Genomic DNA, 18,986 nt, shown 5'->3' with positions numbered 1-18,986 from the left:
AACGACTAATGGTGTCATTCTTCGGCAGAAGTGTTGATAAGATAGACGATAGTGTTATATTTGATACGAGCCTTGTTCTTGCGCATATTGGCAGAGACGGCATTGCTTGCTGACTGATAGATGTTTTGCAGTGCTTGCAATGCTACCGACTCGCCGTTGAGCGTCGATCCGTAGTTGTTGCCAAACTGCATATTCTGCTGCATGGCTTGCGAACCAGCCTCTTTCATCAAGTCTCTAAAAGCTGATTCAGGCACATAAAAGCCTTCCATACCATCATTGTCATAAACAGACAGGTTAACCTTGATAAACTTGCTGCCCACAAGAATACTCGTGATATTAGCTCTGACTCGCTGCTGACCAAAGCCAGTAACAAGGCCATAGAGATAAGTACCCTTTTTCAAGAGTACCTTGTTGATGGTAACATCGTCGAGCAGCTTGAAACGCAGTCGAGTTCCTTCATGGGCCTTGGTGGTCTTATCGATTATCGCCTTGATAAGCGGTGCATCTACATTCTTTGTAAAAGACACTGTGTTGAAACGCTCGGCATTAGGGCTGTTGACTTTCTCTACCGTCTGCACCTTTTCGATAGCTTTCTTTGATTTCCCTCCAGTCCGGCGGTTGGAGCGTCCGTTTCCACCATAACCTCCTGCATATGGATTGCCATCATAGCCATAAGAGTCATTGCCGTCCCCATAGCCTCCGTAGCTGCCACTACCTGCATCGATGGCACGCTGTGCTGCCTGACTGCGCTTCTGTATGTATTCAAGCTCCTTGGCATAGTCATCAAGTTCATCCCGACGGCTGCTGCCACCACTGCTTCTTCTTGATCCTCCGCCGTAGCTGCCACCATATCCACCGTCTGAATAGGCGTTGATATGCTTTCTTGATTCGGCAAGACTGCGCTCCATTTCTTCCTGTGCCTTTTGCTGAGCTATACGGTTGGCATTGTCTTTGTCAATCTGATTCAATTCGCCTTCACTGTAGCCGTTACCCGAAGAGTCTTTCTCTTGCTCATCGCTGCCGAGTCCATCAATAGCCGAATAGCCATCTTCGCCCATTCCACGGTCTCCCATTGATGCCATTTTATCCTTCATTGCCTGATTGTCGGCATCGGGAAGTTCCATATTGAGAGAGTCGGTAGCAACCTTAGTGGATGCAGTACTGTTACCGTCAAACATATTGGAAACCTCATATGCAAGGAACGTCAAAGGGAGGAAAACAACAAGCGGAAAGATGTATTTCGGCTGTTTGAGATTTAGTTTCTTCATTATTTTCCTTTCTTTAAAAAGTTTACGATGTTTTCTAACTGACGATAGTCCTGTATGATGCGGACAGAATCCTCATGACTCTTCACGTCAATGGCAAGCAGAGAATCCAGCTCTTTATGAATGGCAACACCTTTATCAGTGAGCTGCTTGATTTCTATCTTCTCGCTTTTCTTTCTTTCGTCGATTTGTCGAAGTCCATTCATTATAGGTTGGATGTTCTCAATCGACTCGGTCTTGCCACTGAAATCCATCTGTGTAGTATCAGTGCTGGGGCGGGTCATGTCATACAGAATAGAGATGGCTGTGGACACGAAAGCAAAAGAAAGAAAGCCGACCACCAATGCAAAGAAGGTCTTGCGATTTTCGGATGCCCACTGATTGCTCTTCTCTATCTTGTTCTTAACATTCCACCCTTTGGCGAGTTTCCAACACACATAACGTATCTGCCGCTTATACTTGGGCAGTTCTTTCTGTTTCCCTTTTGTTGTCATGTCGTTAATATTCAAGGTCTATATTCTTCAATGTCTTCCAATGGGTGATGAGCAATCCATGAGGATTGTTCTGTGTCCTTGGCACATTCTCCAGTTCTCCACTGGTGATCAGGGTACGGCGGATGCTCTTGGTACGCCGTCTGATGTTCTGCGTTCCATAATAGGTGAACTTTCTGCTATGTTCATCCAACTTGATACTATCACACATGATTGTACAAATAGCCGACGAAGAGACTATATCAGAGAAGAAACCGTTTTCTTCCATGGCTTGCTTCTGTTTCATACCTGTTCCATCGACCATGTACATAGCTTTGCCCAGCGTCCATTTGATATAGTCGTCATCAGGTGGCAAGGTGAAGAAGTATTGATGAAAGAGTTGTATAGCGGCCTTCGCTTCCATGACGAAGTTGGCCTCTTGTTGGCTACGTTGAGCAAGAAACGGTATATCTCCGTCGAGAACATATACCTGACTGCGCTCCTCGGATAGTATCTTCGCTCCATAGGCTATCAGCATACCACATACGACCACATTGCCAACGATGGTTAGCAATACGGTTGTAAGGGCAAGCCTTGTCTTTTTTTCTAAACTTTGTATAAGCATAATTATCTTCTTTATTTTTTGCCTCGATTATAGGCATCCTTCATTGTGCCAGCTGCGCCTTTTACTGATTTTCCTAAAGAGGATTGGGACATGTCATGCCCCATTTGGCGACCTGCAGCCATAATTCCTCCCCCGAATGCTCCTGCCAGTGTGTTAAGACCACCATCAACTGTTCCACGAGCACCGCTCATGGCACCTCCGACGGCAGCTGCTCCAGTTGTCGCAGTATGACTTATAACACTCCCAGCGGCTGGCATTGCAACAGAAGCTGCACCACCAGCAGCTCCTGCGACAGCACTAACTCCAGCAACGCCAGCGGCAGCGGCGACCCCTCCGGCAGCAGAACCTGCGCTTGACGACACGCCGCCTGGGATAAGCCATGAGCATACCTCTGGCACCATGCTCAATATCTTGGCTCCAGCAAGCATACCAACAACGTACATACAGGTTGTACCAATAGCTTGCATACCAAGGGCACCAATATTGTTCCATTTGGCTGCGTTGTGAAGAAGACTGTTATAAGCTGTCAAGTCAGATCTTAAATAATACATGATTATAAAATCGACATAATATACAATAAGATAGACGAGGAATCCCCAAAGGGAAACAGTCAGATATTTAGAAATCCACTGCGACCATGCACTTCTCCATGGTGGTACAATAGACAGTGCAAACATTACAGGACAGAACAATTTTAGTACGCTTAGGAAAATCCTTTGCCCGACCAACATTCCGTAATAGGTCATTTGAAAGATAATTTCGCCGATAAATCGAATAATATCGTTAGCCCACTCGCTAATCTTTGTTTCTACAAGAACTGCTGCTTGTTGGGCATAATTCTTAATGCTATTACCAATATTCTCGACACTGTGCTGGATTTTATCCAATAATCCATCTTCTGTAGCTGCATTCTGGGCTTCTTTTTGTTCTTCTTGTTTGGCCTGCTGACTACGGAGAGAATCTACATATTCTTGCTGCTTTTTAGCCACGGCAAGCTCTAATGTTGCAACTTGCTTGTTGGCAGCAGTGGCCATACCGTGCGTCCTGCTTTCAAGCCAATTCCCTGGAGTATCTAATGCACTACAAATTGTACCTGAAAACTGTATGCAGAGGGCAAGACCGATAATACGAGCAATTTTCATTACATCCATACCACGACGACCCAGCATCATCATCCAGCATTCGTATGACCCAACGCAAAGAGCGAGGCTAATCCCCAATCCTCTTGCCATACTCAACATCTCACCATATAAGCCCTGCGTTGGCGAAGACTTCATTACGCCCAACAATTTGTTAAGGCTTTCATCAATGACAGGCAATCCCATTGTCAGCAACTGATCAATGAAGATGTTTAATGTCATGTTTATATTTAACAGTAAATCTGTCATAATTTTGTTTTATAATGTTATTTTAATAGAAGGCTTTGGCAACACGAGCAAGGGAGGTTACTTTCTTCACCAACTCTTCCATGTCTTTCTTGGCTTGGGCAAAGCCTTTTTCCCTTTTGACATTTTCAAGTTCATAACCTATCCCTGTTTTTCGGAGGTTGGAGATGTTAGAAGTTATGACTTCATTCCTATCTGTGAGTTCCTTTATGCTCTTGGAAAGCTTCCCCTTACTCCGAATCATACAATAGGTAAGACCTTCGGTAATGGAAGATTGCATACCAGCGAATAGGTCTTTATACTTTCCATATACAAGGTCAACATTGCGGTCGGCTGCACGAGCTATTTCTTCTTTGTTGAGTTCCTCTATCTGCTTGCGCTCAGTTTCAACAATTTTCTTTTTCAGCAACAATGTTGCAAGTTGTGCTTCACGTCGTGATCCAACCGCTTTTACATTTGATCTGCTTTCATCAAAGTGAACCCTATACCCTGACTTAAGTCCTCTCCAATGCCATTTCAGAGATGCGCCACTATAATTTTTATGAAAGAGATAATACCACCAATCAGGGGAAAAGTCCCAATGACCTTGCTCCATAGAACGGATTTGATTCTCCTTCTGCTTGTCCCTTACTGGCATTTGCGCAAACACTGTCGTAGAGAACAAGAGGGCGAATAATATAGATAAATACTTTTTCATATAGTTGTGAGGTTTTGGTTCCACTTTCCTATTATGTCATTGGTTATTCCTTCAAGCGCATCACTATTGAGAATATCCCAAATATAGTCATACTTAAAACCTCCAATATCCACGCATCTGCTCCAAAAGAGTGCCTGACTGATAATGCCTCGTATCACGGCTATTTGGTCTTGTATCTCGCATATCATTTGGATTCTCTCGCTAAGAGAGGCTTTTAGGATATTCGTTTCAGAGGCTACTAACATAGCCACGGATTTCTTTAACAGTGACACTCGCTTGCTGACATTATAGTTGGCCTCGGCGAAATACCACGCAATCTGGGGTTTGCGGAAGATATTTTTCCCTGTAAGCTCTACAAACTGTATGTATTCTTTGATAGTATTTCCAATATCGAGTGTGGTCTTGGAAACGGCTGCTGCAAGAAAGATCCACTGGCTCGCGTTGTTGAGTTTGGTGTTGAGCGTTGTGCGCACATCGTTGAACTTCGATGAATTGTTGGTTGCAATTTGCTGCTCACCATAACTTGTGCCTACTTGCTTTACGGCAACATCTTCGGCCTTGGCCATCTTCTTGTGAAGCTCTATCAAGGCTGAAATGGTTGGCAGGTCATCTGGGCCTATAATACCTGCTTGGCTTGATGTTAGGAAACTAACAAGCAGTAGCAAGGATAGAAGTGTTTTTTTCATACGATTCTCGTTTTTAGATTCTACTTTTTTTAGCTATTCATATGATAGTTCCAGTCGCTGACGACATCATCCACTATGTTCTTCCCCGAAAAGAAGGTTGCCCATGTCAAAGGGTCGATTGAATACATGAGGTTGCTGAATGTACAGCAAAACTCACAGATGTACTCAATCTGTTGGAGGCGCATATTTATATCGATGATATGTGAGAGTAGCTTATTGGCGAGTGTCAGACGCTCGTAACGATCAAGGAAGTTGTAACCATCACCTTTGCCTAAGTGGGCGTTCTTCAAAAATGCAGAAATTTTATCGTTGCTCTTGCCACTGGTGAAGGCAGAGAGGTCAACCTTGCCATTATTGACAATATCCACGAAATCTTCTATCAAGCCGACTACCTCCGCCTGTATATTAACAATCTCATTGAGACTGTTGATGTAATTGATACCGGGGCATCTGCCTATGGCTTTGACAGCTCTTGCTGTATTGCCTGGCACCTTAATAAACTGCTCTGCCATCTGTCTGTAATAAGCCGACTCCTCACCGAAACCACTAATGTTTTGCATTGACATACGATAGAGTTCCTTGATGGATGCCATCGAAGTAGTATAGGACATAATCTTGGCTTGTTTGGAACGGATAGAGTCCAGCTGGGCATTATGTTTATTTTCTATAAGTGTCTGAAAGGCTGTATTGGCACCAACGGCAGCGATAGCGTTCTTATCAAACACCACTCTGACCCAGGCATTGACAGAAGTGGTCGAGAACGACATGATTGCCATGACAATCATCAGTTTTTTTATCTTTCCCATAAGCTCATTATGTTTTGATGTTTATTGACCAGTACGGCGAAATCAAAGTAACGCCCTATCTTCATCTTCTTGCGATCTTCCTCAATATGTGTGATGGCTTGCTCGATGTTGTTGTCAAAGGCACGCTCATAGATTTTTAAAGCCTCTTTTTCTACTCGCTCGGTGGTGAATGCCCAATACCATTCAGGGGGAACTTCCACAGAATACACGTCTGAATACTGACCACGAGCAATCCATACCTCCTTATGATAAGGGATGCCTTCTTTAGGTGGCAAGGCATTGACCGTAAAGATCTGCTGTCGCTGTACGTCGGTTAGACCGAGAATAGCGGATATATCGCTGTAACGGTCTTTGAACTTGCTCTGATCCAAGAGTATCTTCACATCAGAGTTGTTAATAATCGCCTCTTTTACAATGGGCGAGTCTATCACGTCATTCAACTCTTGTGTTACAACTCCTGCAATACCATTGAATTTACGAACCGTTTTATAAAGATATTTTATATACCCAGCCATAGTCGGGGAAGAAATAGCCTTCCATGCTTCTTCGATGATAAGTGCCTTTCGTCCCTTTTTAAGACGCATCTTCTGTAGGAATACGTCCATAATAATCAGTACAACTATCGGGAAGAGAATAGGGGCATCCTTGATTTTGTCTATCTCGAAAACGATGAATTTCTCATCGAAGAGTGACTTGTCGAGGTCGTTGTTAAGGGTGTGTTCCAGCTCTCCACCGATGTAGAATTGCTCCAATATGGCAGCGAAGTTGTCTATATCAAAGTCAATCTTCTTCTCTGTCATGATTTGAGGGATGCGTTCCAGCGCAAACTCATAGTAGGTGTTGAATGATAGATTTTTGACATTCAGTTTCTTACGCTGCTTTTCTATCTTGTCTATCTTCTTCTCAATGCGCATGAGATATTTGCCTTCTATCAGTTCTGGCATTAAGCGTACAAGCTGACGATTGGCGTTGACTTTTTCACCATCTGTGGCCGCATTGTCACTGATTACACCACGCAACTTGTTTACTAGTCGCTCTATCTTGGCATGATGGTCTTTCTCTTCTTTGGTAAACTCTAATTCTTCCGATTCTTTGTTTGTTTTCTCATCATCATTATTACCAGCAACGGAAGTGGTTGTTTCTTTTACCTCCAGTTCACTAATGGTATAGTCATCGCCATATTTCTCCTCCAGTTTCTCTTCATAACGATCATACTCGCCATTCTTCTTGTCTTCGAGCATCAAACGTTCACGCAATTTCTCACGATCCCTCTCGGAGAACTTCTCAAAGGGGTTGAAGTATTCGTCGTAATACTCCACGAGGGTCTGATTGATAATTTTATCCTCGATCTTTGTAGGCTCCTCATTGCCCTTAAAGATGAGGAAGATAAGGGATTTGAGGAACTGCTTTTTCTCTCCGAAGTTTAGGTTGTACTCTTCTGGAGTAATGCTAAAGGGATTCATCGAGATTGGCTTTTCCTTGCTATAGGCTATATAGGTTCCATGAAAATAATGGCTGATGCCTTCATAACTATCACCAGTGTCAATCATCACGACATCGGTATCTTGCATAAGGAGTTGGGCAACAACGGAGTTCATGTGGAAACTCTTACCGCTTCCACTTGGACCGAGACAAAAGAAGTTGGCATTGTCGGTGTATTTGACCTTACCTTCCTTACCTGTAATATCAATGGAAACAGGAATGCCCTGGCGATCGGTGTAGAAAACATTGAGCCTTGATTCCTCACTATGCTTCATGTGCTCTTTGTACATCAGGCAGAGGGCAGAGTCGGCGAGCGTCAGGAATAGATCGTAATTCTTGTTGAAGGAATACGACATACCAGGGAACGAATTGACGAATAGCTCCAGCTGATTGTAGCAGGCCTTTGAAGGCATGATGCCACAGTCGTATAGCTTGGTTTCCAAATATGAGGTAACACCATTGACCTTAGCAAGAGGACAAGAAGTGATGATGTTGAAGTTTGTATAGACGAGCAACTGGCTTTCTTTGGCAAGGAGATCTAACACAAGGTCGATGTCGGCCTTGGCAATCTTGTTGCTTGGGTCAGGCATGGAGTCGTGTCTCTTTGCTTTCCCTTGCAGTTTCCGCATCAGCGGACGCTGTTGTGGTATCTGTATGACCTGATTGTAGATTACACAGTCGGTAAATGGTATATCAGCGAGAAACGATAATAGGTCGGTAGCTATGTTGAAACCGTTTACTGCCATCGTGTTGAATGGACGGATAAAGGTGGGCAAGTCTATCGTGTCGATATTGACAAGCGAAAACGACTTGATGGCACGGTCGCCTACCTTGATGTACTCATCCGTAACATTCATGTTGTTCAACGAGAATGGATGCGGTTTGAAGTCGAAGGCAAGGAAGCGGTGGACGTACTCGGCCACTTCTTTCTTGTTTAATTTATAGTATGGGATGCCCTTTTCGACTAAGATATTGATGACCTTGCCGATTTTTGAGTGAAAGTCGATCCATGCCTTCGGATCATACTTCACAAAGGAACTTTGTTTGACTTCCTGGGTGATAATAAGGAAAGTACGAATGTTGGTGTATTCACGATTCTTGAAATACTTAAAATACGACTGATACAAGAAGCTCATATCATCGGTAATTTCATACTCATAGCCTTGTCTGCAAAACACATCCTGCTTTTGCAGACAGTAGTCTTCACCCAAAGTCTGAATGATATTGCTTAGAATATCTGCATAGCCATAGTACAAGGCGGAGTCCGTGCAGTACTGCTGCACAGGGTTTTCTATTTCGATGATAACAGACCAATTGCCATTCTTCGAGAAAAGAACAGTATTCATCAGGTCGCCACGAGCATCCTTGATGTCTTCGAGTTCTGCGTATAGTTTGTCAAATGGGCGTTCTTTCTTCTTTGCCATCTATATTTGCATATTATGGGTGTATCTTAGGACTATCAATAATCAAATAAACCTGTGTAATGTACAATACCTTTGTAACGCTTCTTGGCATGTAAGCCGAGTTTCTGCTTGATAAAGATTGAAATAATGCCAGTTCCTGCGATGGCAGCCAAGGCTATCAAGCCTGCGAAGAATCCCAATATGATGTTAAAAACCAAAAAACCGATAAATCCAAAGAGGAAGGTACCAGCAGCATAGTAAATAAATTTGCCACGGATCCCCATAAACTCTAAGGGCTTTTGAAGTCCTTTGAATACTGGATAACTGATGATTTCTTCCATAGATAAGATTCTTTAAGTTAGCGTAATATACGCCGATAAGAGGATTTTGCAATCCTTATATCGGGTATATCTTGCTTGTAATCCTTACTTGAAGAACATTGGGAGAGCTGTAGCCATGGCAACCATTGCGACACAACCGCCAATAGTCATCATGATGGTCTTCTTCACGTCCTGATCGCCATTCTGCATTTTGAAGTACACATTAAAAGCACCAACCAATGCAATCACTGCAGCAATGGCATACATGAGGTTCTTGACTGGTCCTTCATAACTTTTAATTTCAGAAGTTGCAGATGTGAAGCCACCAGCACCTTTACTCTGTGCGAAGGCCTGAACGCCATACATGGCACCGAGAACGAAGGCTGCAAGGCCACGCTTAGAAGAGCCAATGACTCTTTCACATCCATTTTTTACAAATTTGAAAACTCGCTTTAATTGAAACATGTAAATTTAAATGTTTATAATATTTCGAATTAAAGTACCGTACAAAGAAGCCTTTCGGTAATTTCCCATACAACAGGAAACTGCACAGGACGGCTTTGAACCTATCGTGTATTTAAATATGATAACGCTATAGACCAGCAGGTGTAAAGGCCGACTTGATGACAAAGAAGTCGGAACCTTCCTCGGTGTTTTCCAAAGAATCGACAAGATTAGGCAATTGGTCTGCCTCTATCCCTCCAGTCATGGTTGCTGGTGCATCAGGATTAGGAATAGCAGATTTTTGGGCAAAAGCTGATCCTTTTTCCTCCGCTGACGTTCCTTCGGTAGCTTTGGCTTGCATTTTCTTTTGTTCGGCAATCTTTCTGTCTTCGTTGGCATCGTATTGGGTGAAACTTCCTAATTCGTCCTTGATGTCCACTTCCTGCTCCTCGACGTGGGCAGCAACGACTATCTCACCTGACTTGTCAAAATACAGATCATGAATGATGTTATATCCATAATAGCCTATATACCCGATAATGATAACGGTCATGAATGTTCCAAACATAGACGCAAATAAGTTTTATGTTTCTTTGTTTTTTGCAAAATTTCAAAGTTCAAATAAAGTTCTTTGCAAAAACGATTACAAAAGTATGGTTTTGGAACCAAAACACAATAATACTTGTGTCTTTTATAACTATCAAGGGAAAGAAACTGACTTGTGGATTGCTTTTTCAGTGATTTAATGGCTTTATTATCCACATAGTGTAACAAAAAAGATACGGACAGCATAAAAAGTGTTGTCCGTATCTATCATTATCATGGTTCTGTGGATTAGGCTTGCTGTTGCTCCTTTTCCACCTCCCAAGGGCGGTTTGAAGAATAGTAGCTGCCATTCTTCTCCGTGTAGCGTGCATTGTATTTCACGTCCACCACATCGCCAACATGAAGGTCGTATTTGTTGATGTTCTCTTCACCGAAGGTTTCAAGCACCCAATGTTCAGGGTATTGCTGCCCTTGCTCCTCGACCACCCACTGTTGGGATGCCCACTTACCTCTCTGACTTTCGCCAGTTTTGGTCTCGCCTATTGCGATGACCTTTCCTTTGCATTGTGACATAATTTTTTGTTTTAAGTTAATCTATTAACCATGAATGTTCTTTCTTTTAAGCTCGGTGAAGATTTCTTCTTCTGCGTCACCGTTCTCTGTAACAAAATCTAATGAATAATATGTTATGTAGGGGAGTTGTATATTGAATCCTATTTTCTGTGCTTCCGTCTCGATATTGGCATGACGGCGTGTCTCATCATCAATATAAACATCCATACCATTATGCTCAACTTCATATCTGCATCTTTTCAGGCGGTCTCGCATATGGTATTTCTGTTTGTTGGGGAACAGCTTGATTTTTGTCTTCTGGTTGAGTCCGAAAACGGCTCTTGCTCGCTCCCTCTTGATGAGACGTACCCTTGTCTCGGACATGATTTTGCCAGTCTTCTCACGACTACGTTTTTGAAAGCCTTTTGCGGTAGCTTCGTTGATGGTAGAGTGTACCGAAGAAACGGATATGTTCAGCTTGTTCGCAATCGTCCGATACGAGCTGCTTTCACTCATTCTAAGAATATTAGCCTCCAACGAAGGAAATATCTTGCGTTTGGCGCACTCTTTCTTTAATCCCAGTTCACGAGCCTTAATCTTAACAGAAGGGATAGATACACCAAGGGTATCTGCCAACTTACGATTGCTCGCATGGGCATAATTTTCGACCAGGTAGTTAATCTTGTCGGCGTTCCATATGGTTGCAATTCTACTCATAGTGTTTATTCTTTTCGATATACTTATTAAGCACACTGTCTTTCTTAGCTGGAGGCAAAGGCGGGCTTTCAGTCTCTTTGTAAAGCTGCTGCCCTTGTTCGTATAGTCTTTGGCCTGTTGATTTGACTTGCTCATCAATGAAGCCAATCCATGTGATGCAAGCAATGACCGCAATCAAGAGCCATTTCGAACATTTGGAAATAGCATTTCTGCCAAGTTTCTGAAAGTACTCTTTAAGCATACCGGTGTTATAACAGAGGCTTACCTGTAACCTTGTATTGACTAAACTCCTTCTTGTAATGCAGCACAAAACTATGAAGGATGGCGTTGACGATGGTTTGGGTGGAGTAGCCACCGACTGCATATTTACGGAATGTGGCAAGAATATCCTTGTTTACTTTGCAAAGGGTCATATTGCCATCTTTCCCTACTACTTTGGGCAAGTTGTCTTCTTCTGCACACTGGGTACAGAAGGCTGTCCAAAGCTCATCACCATCTACCATTGTCGGAGCAGGAGCCTGGGATAAAACAGGCTGTTTCTGCCTTTTAGCCTTTTTCGGGGCTACTGGTGTAGGAGGTGGCACTGCTGGTGTTGCAATTTCAATACTCTCTTCTTGTGAGGTAGAAACTTCCTTTTGTCCATGAATATCCTGGAGCATCCCTTCCAATGTTCCTGACAGCTGCATCATATTCGATGCAGAGTCGGCTATATCTGATTTATACTTACTCATTGTCTTCTATGTTATATATGGTCTTGTAAATGAAATTAAAACAACGTTTGATATGTTTAGCCATCTTGTCGTTGTTGCCAATAGTGTTGTAACGTTCCAAGTCAGCATAACTACCTATGCGAGGAGCGAGAATACCGAACTTCTGAAAGTATTCGTCCACAATCTTCCATGCCTTCAACTCGCTTCCTTTGCCTATTCGCACATCGTACTTGTTGCAGACAAAGATGAATTGTGCTCTGATTTGTGGGTGAGTCTGACGCAAACGGAATACCGCAAGGATAAAGGCACGTGTGGAATCTATCGTGTTGAGATCGTAGTGATAGGGGCAAATGATGTAATCGGCATTGATCAAGAGCTGGAGCATACCGTCTTGTGTCAAACTACCTGGGGTATCAATCACCGTCGTACCTGGCAGTGTGCGCAGGTTCTTCATGATGGTGAGGGTATTTTCGGGATTCTTGATAGTCATAGACTGTACCACATAGGGAACATCTGCCTGTCTGCGCAAGTCATCCTTACGACGACCCGAGAAAGTCTGTTGTGGGTCGGCATCAATAACGAGCAAGGGCACTTTCCTATCAACGGAGAGATAGTTTGCAAACAAACCACATAGGGTAGTTTTACCGACTCCTCCTTTTTGATTGGCAAAAAGGACAATTCTGTTTTCTTGTTGTTCCATCGTCTATCCTCCTAATTGATCTTTGTGAAACCTTGCTCTGGTACATAGCCTATACTGGTTGATATGTCAGAAGGCAGTATTTCTACGTTCAAAGTCTGGTCACGAATAACTTTTTCATCTTTGTACACCGTGGCACGGATACTTACTTTACCCTCCTGTCTGTCAGAGTTGGTAAGAATAAGTGAGGCAGAAAAAGACGAATAAGAGCCTTTGATTTGAGCAGATGCCGTAGAGAATGGACTTTTCTCATAATACTGCTCCCAAATCATATTCACATCTTTACCTGTCGAAGTGTGAATATCCTTGCCCTTGCCTTTCAAGTCCCAGGCTTTAAAGGAAAGGAACGGATCGAACTTGGCATAGTCGCCTGACAAGGAGATTTTCATTCTGATGACAGAGTTTGCTGCATCAATAGCTTCAATACCGTCATCGTAGCCGTTAGAACCACACGAGGTAAAGGACACTGGCAAAGATAGACTCGCTGTCATTGCTGCAATCAAAAAATAATTTTTCTTCATTTTTATCATATTTAAATACACGTTACTAAACTATGCACCCACTTAGGGCGTGATTGTTGCGGTTTTAAAGAAAACCTGCTAAAACAACAATCTCCATAGTTTGGTAGGTCACTTGGGCAAATACCCATTGGAGAGGGACCCCATAACATGTAATTCGCTCACAACAGTACAAGTCTGCCTTGACACCCGAACAAAGGGGGAGAGCAATTAATATGATGTTGCAAAGATAGAAAAAGTCGGCCAATGTTGCAAGAAAAAAGGCATGATTTTTTTGTTTTACATAAAATCAAATTTCTTGTTTGGCAAACTTTATGCTTGCTTGGAAAGTATATATTTTGTTTTTATGCTTATTTGTTGTTTTGCTTTTATGTTAAGTTATCTTGCATAAAAGCATGAATGATGTTTTAATACAGTATAAGCAAAATGGGAGGCAGATAGAATGCCTCCCTAATTTAATCTCATCGACGAAGACCTGCTCCATATTGAAATTCCATACCCTGTTCAAAACGATCTGTGAAGTATGTTATCTCTCGTCGGGGAAGTCCTATGTCCTCTGCCATACTCTCCCAATACTTCATGTTCCTTGTTACATCCATGATAATGCCTCTTGCGGTGGTCTCATCCAGCATATAAAGCTCATGGGCATTGTAAAGGTGGTTGAGGGAGCTTTCATTTGTATTGGCATCGATAAGCAATGCCTGAAACATACTGTTCGTTGGGTTCATGTCATAGGCAGGGGACAATTCCCAGCCATCCTTACCAAGCAGGAAGGCATGATTCCTAAAGTGATCGTCGGTATTGCCAATACAGATATTGAAGGCAACTCGCCTGTATAATTCTTCCAAGTTAGCCTCTATATGGTTGCCACCGCCTGAAATGATAAAGTCCACTATATCCAAATAGCCTTTGCCATTCCTTTGCCCATCGCCATCAGCGAGACCGAGAACGGTGAGCGAGGAAGCCATGTGGATTCTCTTATTATCCTCTGTTCTGTCAAACCGCTTAGACAGAAGTATATCCTGACCAGTGCCAGCTTTGATGACTTGTGTTTCTGCCACGGTGATGCCACACTCTTTAGCCATCAGGTGGGCAAAGTGTTCCCATCGAGATGCGTTGATGTCGTCATTGATGGAAGGAAATTTGGCAAGATAAAGCTGACCGCCACTTTGCACACAAGCCTTCGGACGTGCGCCTCCCATCGAGGAACCAGGCTGGAAGAGACGTTGCACCCATTTCTTTTCAGGCTCCAAATGCTTGTATTCGCTTTTCTCAATCTCCTTGGCTGCTTGCAGAAGTTCGTCAATGTGTATGGTGGGTGGAACACTGTAACTGGGAGTAGAACTGATAAAAGTACCGTCTGCTGGGTCTTGGAAGCGGAAGCCACCCATACGCATCTCATCTTCCACACCTTTGAGATAGTCCCAATCAGATAAGGTATGGCTTGCTTTCCCTTCTGTCTCCAGTGAGGCACGGAGGTCTATCAACCGTCGACCCCATCTGTCAGGAAGAGCATCAGAGAAGCAACCGAAGATATGATTACCCTGGCTATATTGTACGCCAGTGTAAGGGCGAAGATCACATCCAAAGTCTATCTTGGGATAGCGTTTGAGCCATGTTTTATCAAACTCAAAAGAGAACACGTCAGAACCTCTTAGGTATTCATGCCCAAGAGAGCCAACTTTCTCTTCTTTATCCATCCAGTCGAAACTGGCTATAACATCTAACTTTTCCATGTGTTATCTTTTTGAAGCTCGTTTCTTATTCTTGATACCCAAGTCCTGTATCATGTGTCCTAACTCATCGTCTTTAGCCAAATGAAGAATGTCATCTTCGAGTTGCAGGGCATTGAGCACTCGCATTACCACACCGAAAGACACTGTAGGCTCACCTTTCTCCAAACGTGATAGGGTAAGCCTTGTGCATTGCGCACGTTGAGCTACCTGGTCCATCGTCAGGTCTCGGCGCAATCGGGCAAGGCGGAACTGCTCGCCCACCACGTTTAACTTCTCTTGTAATGCTCTGGTCATCCAGTTAGCTTTAGTAAACTTTGTCATAATGTATCTTTTACGGTGCAAAGATACAATAATATGTTTAGTTTATATTACTTTATTCTGGTATATTTTTTATTCTTTACTTAATCCTCTTCTGTTTCCACAGGTTTTTTGATATTCGTATAATGGACTCCTGAAGGATTGCCTCCGAAGCACCAGCGGATGATTAAATTTTCATCCTCATTTCGAGGTGTTACTTTTGTACCATCTTTTAATGTAATTTCAACCCAGTCATCTTTCCCATGCTTGATGTATGCAACTTCTTCTTTTCTGAAGGTTATTGCATTAATACAGAAAATACCTTTTAGTGCATTTCTAAGAAGATCATATTGAATACACCCCAAATCGCATATGTGAAGGAAGGGGCGCGAACACTTCTTAATAATACTGTCAGGTAAAATATCTTTCATTTCACTGATAGAATTAACTTCATATCTTTTAGTAAGATACTCTTTGACTTTATTTTTGTCGAAAGGAATTATGTTTTCTCTCACATACTCTTCGGCTTGTTCCTTATTATCGAATATTTTATAAGCCCCATCTGGTCTATAAAACTCGTCTTCTCCACTATAAGAATATAAAAATAGGTTATTATCATCATCAAAGATGACATCTACCTCTTCAATATCACCAATTTGGGTTACTAAAATTTTATTTTCTTTGCGCATAATTATTTATTTTTTTACAATTCTAACTGAACGTGAAAGTGATATTCTCGACACAAGCAACTTATCTGCCTGACTGCGTTTGGATTTTGATTGTAAGGAAAGAATATAATTCGCTCCTTGGACAGGCATCTGACTCCCTTCTTTCTCAAACAATATACCAAGTTATACCTTCTTTTGATAAGTTTATTCATCCTTGTTGCGGTCTGACGTGAATATGGTTGCTAAAGCATAAGTTATATCTCTAATTCACTTTTTTTGTTTATTCTTTTAGTAATGATAGTTATGACACCAGCAACGATAGCCAATAGTGACATAGTATCTGAAAACTGCTGCCAAGAATTTATTCTGCATTTAGTAGTCTGGAACTGATAATTCTTTTTTTTCTAATCAGGAGCCATTCTACTAAATTTATTGATTTAAGGAATTTCTTCATGCCTCATACCTTCATTAAATCTCGTATCATATTCTTGTTAAACCAATAGGTTGCGCCTATCTTCCTGATGGCAGGATCGATTTTACCAGTCTTTACAAGACGGCATACGGTAGGTACACTGCAATGCAAATATTTGGCAAGGTTCTTATACCCTGACACCCATACGTCTTCATCAAACAACTGTTCTGATGATGTTTCATAGCTGCCTTGGTATTCTTTCAAAAGACTGACGAAATCCTTAACGGATAGCTCTGCCAATGGGGTTTTCAGGAATGATTCTGATAATTCCATATTTTACACTTTAATACGTTTAGACATAATGATGACCTTTGGTTTGGAAGGTCACTTGTCGTTGCGAAAATTTATTAAAGGCTGTCGGGAAGAAAGCTATCTACCAAATCGACAAATGTATTAAAGTGCATCGTAACGACATTGCAAATATAATAAAAATTATTTCATAATGCGTGTTTTGAGCTATGTTTTTATTTGTCAAACTGTTTCATATATTCAGATTTTACCTCATCGGCTATATCGATATAGGGCTTCATGGCCTTATAATCACTATGACCAGTCCACTTCATTATTACACTGGGCGGTATTCCTTTTGCCAATGCGGTGCAAATGAAAGTACGTCGTCCACAGTGTGTACCTATAAGTTCGTATTTGGGGTGTACTTCGTCGACTCGCTTATTTCCCTCATAGTGGGTTGATTTGATAGATCCATCTATGCCTGCCAACTTACAAAGCGTATGCAGGTGTTTGTTCATCTTTTGATTACTTACTACCGGCAAAACCTTCTTGTTAGGAAAATGTATTTCTGCGTACTTATCCAGTATAGCTTGTGCCTTTGAATTGATTTCTATGAGAAGACGATCAGAGGTCTTGACGGTTACTATCTCTATCTTTCCATTATGTATATCATCCCATGTAAGGTTGCAAGCGTCCGAGTAACGTAAGCCAGTGTAGCAAGTGAAGAGAAATACATCACGTACAGGACCGAGGGCTACATACTTGTCAGGTATTTGAAATGTTTCAAGCGTATTCAGTTCTTCTGCTGTCAAGAACACAACACGTTTGGTCGTATTTTTCAACTTTGGCTTGTAGTATTCAAATGTATGGTTTGTATGATAGCCTTTCTCGTAGCACCAACGCAAAAACCACCGCAAGAAACCAAGTTGCTTGTTGATGGTACTGTTTTTCATACCTTTTTTGCCAAGATAATCAATAAAGTTCGCTATGCCATCTTCATCAAACTTGTCAAAGGTGAGCTTTTTGTCGAAAGTAAATAGATGATTCCGAAGTGCAGCAAATTTTTCATAGGTTGCAGAAGTCCAGTCGTTCAATTTTCCATTAACTTTGACAAATTCATCAAAATACTTCCAGAAACCCTTATCTTTTGTTCCGTTCCTTTTTTTATCCACTTGTTGAACGGTTAGAGTACTATCTTTTTTCTTGCTCTGGTGTGCGGTTTGTGTGTGAGAGGAACGTTGTTTTGTGAAAGAATTGCGAAGTTCTGGCACTGTCGGTACTACATTTAGAAGTTCATATTCTCGAAATACTGCTATCATATCTGTCAACATCTGAGAAAGCTGATCGTTTAGATCAGTAGCCATGACAACATTAGAGTTCAAAGGTAATACACGCTGTTGCACATCATCCCAATACTCCTTGTTCAAAACGATTCCTGTCTGAAAATCCACCCTGCAACCATTGTACGAAACACGCATACGAAGTCGGCTTCCAGCATTACGCTGGTTTTGAATAGAGTATTTTATTGTTCGCTTGATGATCATATCTGATAACTTTTATTTCAAAGTTAATCAAATCCATCATCTTTTACCTATCTTTTGACCCACTTTTTGGCTGTAAAATGGTTTTGTAAAAATATTTTTTTGAATGACTGGGCGAGTTATATTAGTGAAGGAATTTTTGAACTCCTTTTCTTGACCCACCGCTTGACCCACTTTTTGAGGCGGATTATTGGAACTAACATTATCAATCGAACAATATATTTTCAAAACATATCAACAAGGAGTTGATTTTCAAGATGTTTTGATATTATTTGATAATGATGTTAAATGATTTTGTTTTATAGTCTTCATCCCTCTCTCTCCGCTAATAGGCTTCAAAAGGACTTCACAAGGGTTGTCAATTTAGCCTTCAAAAATTAGCTAATCGTTGTAAAATCAAGGTTTTACAACGATTTTTCTTTGTATATACCTCCATAGCCTGACGGCATAACCCTATATTTTGACAGTCATCTTTCGGTCAATTTCTGCTACACTTACTGCTACACAAAAATTGCAGTAGCAAAAAATGTAGCAGTGACGGGATTTTGAATACCATATTGACGGCATCAACTCTTTCTTTTTCAAGGTATTAAGTATTAACTTTGCAGCCGAGTGCTACACAAAAGAATGATGCATTATGAGAACAAATTTCAAGGTGTCCTTCTACCTACGCTCAAACTATGAGAACAAAGAAGGAAAGTCGCCTGTAATGCTCCGT

Annotated in this window: 21 protein-coding genes; all 21 read right to left on the bottom strand. The window is 41.8% G+C overall.

What is annotated here, in order from left to right:
- Positions 1-14: 14 nt before the first annotated feature.
- The 21 genes from BN35_RS00165 to BN35_RS00060 all read right to left on the bottom strand — a co-directional run bounded on the left by BN35_RS00165 (position 15) and on the right by BN35_RS00060 (position 18,271).
- Entirely contained in the window at positions 15-1,268 is a 1,254-nt protein-coding gene (locus BN35_RS00165) for a conjugative transposon protein TraM (protein WP_025072488.1), read from the bottom strand.
- Positions 1,268-1,759, bottom strand: a complete 492-nt coding sequence (locus BN35_RS00160; RefSeq protein ID WP_234396724.1) for a hypothetical protein — start codon at positions 1,757-1,759, stop codon at positions 1,268-1,270. The genes BN35_RS00165 and BN35_RS00160 overlap by 1 nt, the downstream gene beginning before the upstream one ends.
- Before the next feature lie 4 nt (positions 1,760-1,763).
- Positions 1,764-2,360: a conjugative transposon protein TraK gene (gene traK / locus BN35_RS00155; RefSeq protein ID WP_025072486.1), complete on the bottom strand. Its 597-nt coding sequence runs from the start codon at positions 2,358-2,360 to the stop codon at positions 1,764-1,766.
- 11 nt (positions 2,361-2,371) lie between these two features.
- Positions 2,372-3,748 (bottom strand): hypothetical protein, encoded by a 1,377-nt coding sequence (locus BN35_RS00150; RefSeq protein ID WP_174362003.1) that lies wholly within the window; start codon positions 3,746-3,748, stop codon positions 2,372-2,374.
- 22 nt (positions 3,749-3,770) lie between these two features.
- Positions 3,771-4,442, bottom strand: coding sequence for a DUF5045 domain-containing protein (locus BN35_RS00145; RefSeq protein WP_025072484.1), 672 nt, complete (start codon positions 4,440-4,442; stop codon positions 3,771-3,773).
- Positions 4,439-5,128, bottom strand: coding sequence for a hypothetical protein (locus BN35_RS00140; protein WP_025072483.1), 690 nt, complete (start codon positions 5,126-5,128; stop codon positions 4,439-4,441). The genes BN35_RS00145 and BN35_RS00140 overlap by 4 nt, the downstream gene beginning before the upstream one ends.
- Before the next feature lie 29 nt (positions 5,129-5,157).
- A complete protein-coding gene (locus BN35_RS00135; protein WP_025072482.1) occupies positions 5,158-5,934 on the bottom strand; it encodes a hypothetical protein in 777 nt (258 codons plus the stop codon).
- Positions 5,922-8,840, bottom strand: a complete 2,919-nt coding sequence (locus tag BN35_RS00130; protein ID WP_028901048.1) for a TraG family conjugative transposon ATPase — start codon at positions 8,838-8,840, stop codon at positions 5,922-5,924. Before BN35_RS00130 ends, BN35_RS00135 begins: the two co-directional genes overlap by 13 nt.
- Positions 8,841-8,875: 35 nt before the next feature.
- Positions 8,876-9,160 (bottom strand): DUF4133 domain-containing protein, encoded by a 285-nt coding sequence (locus tag BN35_RS00125; protein WP_028901049.1) that lies wholly within the window; start codon positions 9,158-9,160, stop codon positions 8,876-8,878.
- A gap of 84 nt (positions 9,161-9,244) precedes the next feature.
- Positions 9,245-9,604, bottom strand: a complete 360-nt coding sequence (locus BN35_RS00120; protein WP_028901050.1) for a DUF4134 domain-containing protein — start codon at positions 9,602-9,604, stop codon at positions 9,245-9,247.
- Between the two features lie 127 nt (positions 9,605-9,731).
- Positions 9,732-10,151: a hypothetical protein gene (locus BN35_RS00115; protein WP_025072480.1), complete on the bottom strand. Its 420-nt coding sequence runs from the start codon at positions 10,149-10,151 to the stop codon at positions 9,732-9,734.
- Positions 10,152-10,417: 266 nt separating this feature from the next.
- The gene (locus tag BN35_RS00110) at positions 10,418-10,702 is read right to left on the bottom strand and encodes a DUF3127 domain-containing protein (RefSeq protein WP_025072479.1); all 285 of its coding nucleotides are present in this window, start codon (positions 10,700-10,702) and stop codon (positions 10,418-10,420) included.
- Positions 10,703-10,726: 24 nt separating this feature from the next.
- Entirely contained in the window at positions 10,727-11,398 is a 672-nt protein-coding gene (locus BN35_RS00105) for a hypothetical protein (RefSeq protein WP_025072478.1), read from the bottom strand.
- A gap of 248 nt (positions 11,399-11,646) precedes the next feature.
- The gene (locus BN35_RS00095) at positions 11,647-12,129 is read right to left on the bottom strand and encodes a hypothetical protein (RefSeq protein WP_028901051.1); all 483 of its coding nucleotides are present in this window, start codon (positions 12,127-12,129) and stop codon (positions 11,647-11,649) included.
- Positions 12,122-12,808, bottom strand: coding sequence for a ParA family protein (locus BN35_RS00090; RefSeq protein ID WP_028901052.1), 687 nt, complete (start codon positions 12,806-12,808; stop codon positions 12,122-12,124). The genes BN35_RS00095 and BN35_RS00090 overlap by 8 nt, the downstream gene beginning before the upstream one ends.
- Before the next feature lie 11 nt (positions 12,809-12,819).
- Positions 12,820-13,326 carry a hypothetical protein gene (locus tag BN35_RS00085; protein ID WP_234396719.1) on the bottom strand — a complete coding sequence of 169 codons (507 nt, stop codon included), beginning with the start codon at positions 13,324-13,326 and terminating at the stop codon, positions 12,820-12,822.
- 458 nt (positions 13,327-13,784) lie between these two features.
- A complete protein-coding gene (locus BN35_RS00080) occupies positions 13,785-15,059 on the bottom strand; it encodes a type II toxin-antitoxin system HipA family toxin (RefSeq protein ID WP_028901053.1) in 1,275 nt (424 codons plus the stop codon).
- A gap of 3 nt (positions 15,060-15,062) precedes the next feature.
- Complete coding sequence (locus BN35_RS00075) at positions 15,063-15,380, bottom strand: helix-turn-helix domain-containing protein (protein WP_025072472.1); 318 nt, start codon at positions 15,378-15,380, stop codon at positions 15,063-15,065.
- Positions 15,381-15,460: 80 nt separating this feature from the next.
- Positions 15,461-16,045, bottom strand: a complete 585-nt coding sequence (locus tag BN35_RS00070; protein ID WP_025072471.1) for a hypothetical protein — start codon at positions 16,043-16,045, stop codon at positions 15,461-15,463.
- A gap of 436 nt (positions 16,046-16,481) precedes the next feature.
- Positions 16,482-16,769 carry a DUF3853 family protein gene (locus BN35_RS00065; RefSeq protein WP_025072469.1) on the bottom strand — a complete coding sequence of 96 codons (288 nt, stop codon included), beginning with the start codon at positions 16,767-16,769 and terminating at the stop codon, positions 16,482-16,484.
- 191 nt (positions 16,770-16,960) lie between these two features.
- Positions 16,961-18,271 (bottom strand): site-specific integrase, encoded by a 1,311-nt coding sequence (locus tag BN35_RS00060; protein WP_028901054.1) that lies wholly within the window; start codon positions 18,269-18,271, stop codon positions 16,961-16,963.
- Positions 18,272-18,986: the final 715 nt, after the last annotated feature.

Origin of the sequence: Hoylesella timonensis 4401737 = DSM 22865 = JCM 15640 (assembly GCF_000455445.1) — a bacterium.
GTDB classification, from domain to species: domain Bacteria; phylum Bacteroidota; class Bacteroidia; order Bacteroidales; family Bacteroidaceae; genus Prevotella; species Prevotella timonensis.
This window is presented reverse-complemented; position numbering and strand designations above follow the sequence as displayed.

Excerpts from the sequence above, each read along its gene's own strand:
- BN35_RS00095 (WP_028901051.1), bottom strand. The coding sequence starts at position 12,129 with ATGAGTAAGTATAAATCAGATATAGCCGACTCTGCATCGAATATGATG.
- BN35_RS00160 (WP_234396724.1), bottom strand. The coding sequence starts at position 1,759 with ATGACAACAAAAGGGAAACAGAAAGAACTGCCCAAGTATAAGCGGCAG.
- BN35_RS00080 (WP_028901053.1), bottom strand. The coding sequence starts at position 15,059 with ATGGAAAAGTTAGATGTTATAGCCAGTTTCGACTGGATGGATAAAGAA.
- BN35_RS00090 (WP_028901052.1), bottom strand. The coding sequence starts at position 12,808 with ATGGAACAACAAGAAAACAGAATTGTCCTTTTTGCCAATCAAAAAGGA.
- BN35_RS00165 (WP_025072488.1), bottom strand. The coding sequence starts at position 1,268 with ATGAAGAAACTAAATCTCAAACAGCCGAAATACATCTTTCCGCTTGTT.
- BN35_RS00145 (WP_025072484.1), bottom strand. The coding sequence starts at position 4,442 with ATGAAAAAGTATTTATCTATATTATTCGCCCTCTTGTTCTCTACGACA.
- BN35_RS00060 (WP_028901054.1), bottom strand. The coding sequence starts at position 18,271 with ATGATCATCAAGCGAACAATAAAATACTCTATTCAAAACCAGCGTAAT.
- BN35_RS00105 (WP_025072478.1), bottom strand. The coding sequence starts at position 11,398 with ATGAGTAGAATTGCAACCATATGGAACGCCGACAAGATTAACTACCTG.
- BN35_RS00070 (WP_025072471.1), bottom strand. The coding sequence starts at position 16,045 with ATGCGCAAAGAAAATAAAATTTTAGTAACCCAAATTGGTGATATTGAA.
- traK (WP_025072486.1), bottom strand. The coding sequence starts at position 2,360 with ATGCTTATACAAAGTTTAGAAAAAAAGACAAGGCTTGCCCTTACAACC.
- BN35_RS00115 (WP_025072480.1), bottom strand. The coding sequence starts at position 10,151 with ATGTTTGGAACATTCATGACCGTTATCATTATCGGGTATATAGGCTAT.
- BN35_RS00085 (WP_234396719.1), bottom strand. The coding sequence starts at position 13,326 with ATGAAGAAAAATTATTTTTTGATTGCAGCAATGACAGCGAGTCTATCT.
- BN35_RS00120 (WP_028901050.1), bottom strand. The coding sequence starts at position 9,604 with ATGTTTCAATTAAAGCGAGTTTTCAAATTTGTAAAAAATGGATGTGAA.
- BN35_RS00140 (WP_025072483.1), bottom strand. The coding sequence starts at position 5,128 with ATGAAAAAAACACTTCTATCCTTGCTACTGCTTGTTAGTTTCCTAACA.
- BN35_RS00150 (WP_174362003.1), bottom strand. The coding sequence starts at position 3,748 with ATGACAGATTTACTGTTAAATATAAACATGACATTAAACATCTTCATT.
- BN35_RS00125 (WP_028901049.1), bottom strand. The coding sequence starts at position 9,160 with ATGGAAGAAATCATCAGTTATCCAGTATTCAAAGGACTTCAAAAGCCC.
- BN35_RS00065 (WP_025072469.1), bottom strand. The coding sequence starts at position 16,769 with ATGGAATTATCAGAATCATTCCTGAAAACCCCATTGGCAGAGCTATCC.
- BN35_RS00110 (WP_025072479.1), bottom strand. The coding sequence starts at position 10,702 with ATGTCACAATGCAAAGGAAAGGTCATCGCAATAGGCGAGACCAAAACT.
- BN35_RS00075 (WP_025072472.1), bottom strand. The coding sequence starts at position 15,380 with ATGACAAAGTTTACTAAAGCTAACTGGATGACCAGAGCATTACAAGAG.
- BN35_RS00135 (WP_025072482.1), bottom strand. The coding sequence starts at position 5,934 with ATGGGAAAGATAAAAAAACTGATGATTGTCATGGCAATCATGTCGTTC.
- BN35_RS00130 (WP_028901048.1), bottom strand. The coding sequence starts at position 8,840 with ATGGCAAAGAAGAAAGAACGCCCATTTGACAAACTATACGCAGAACTC.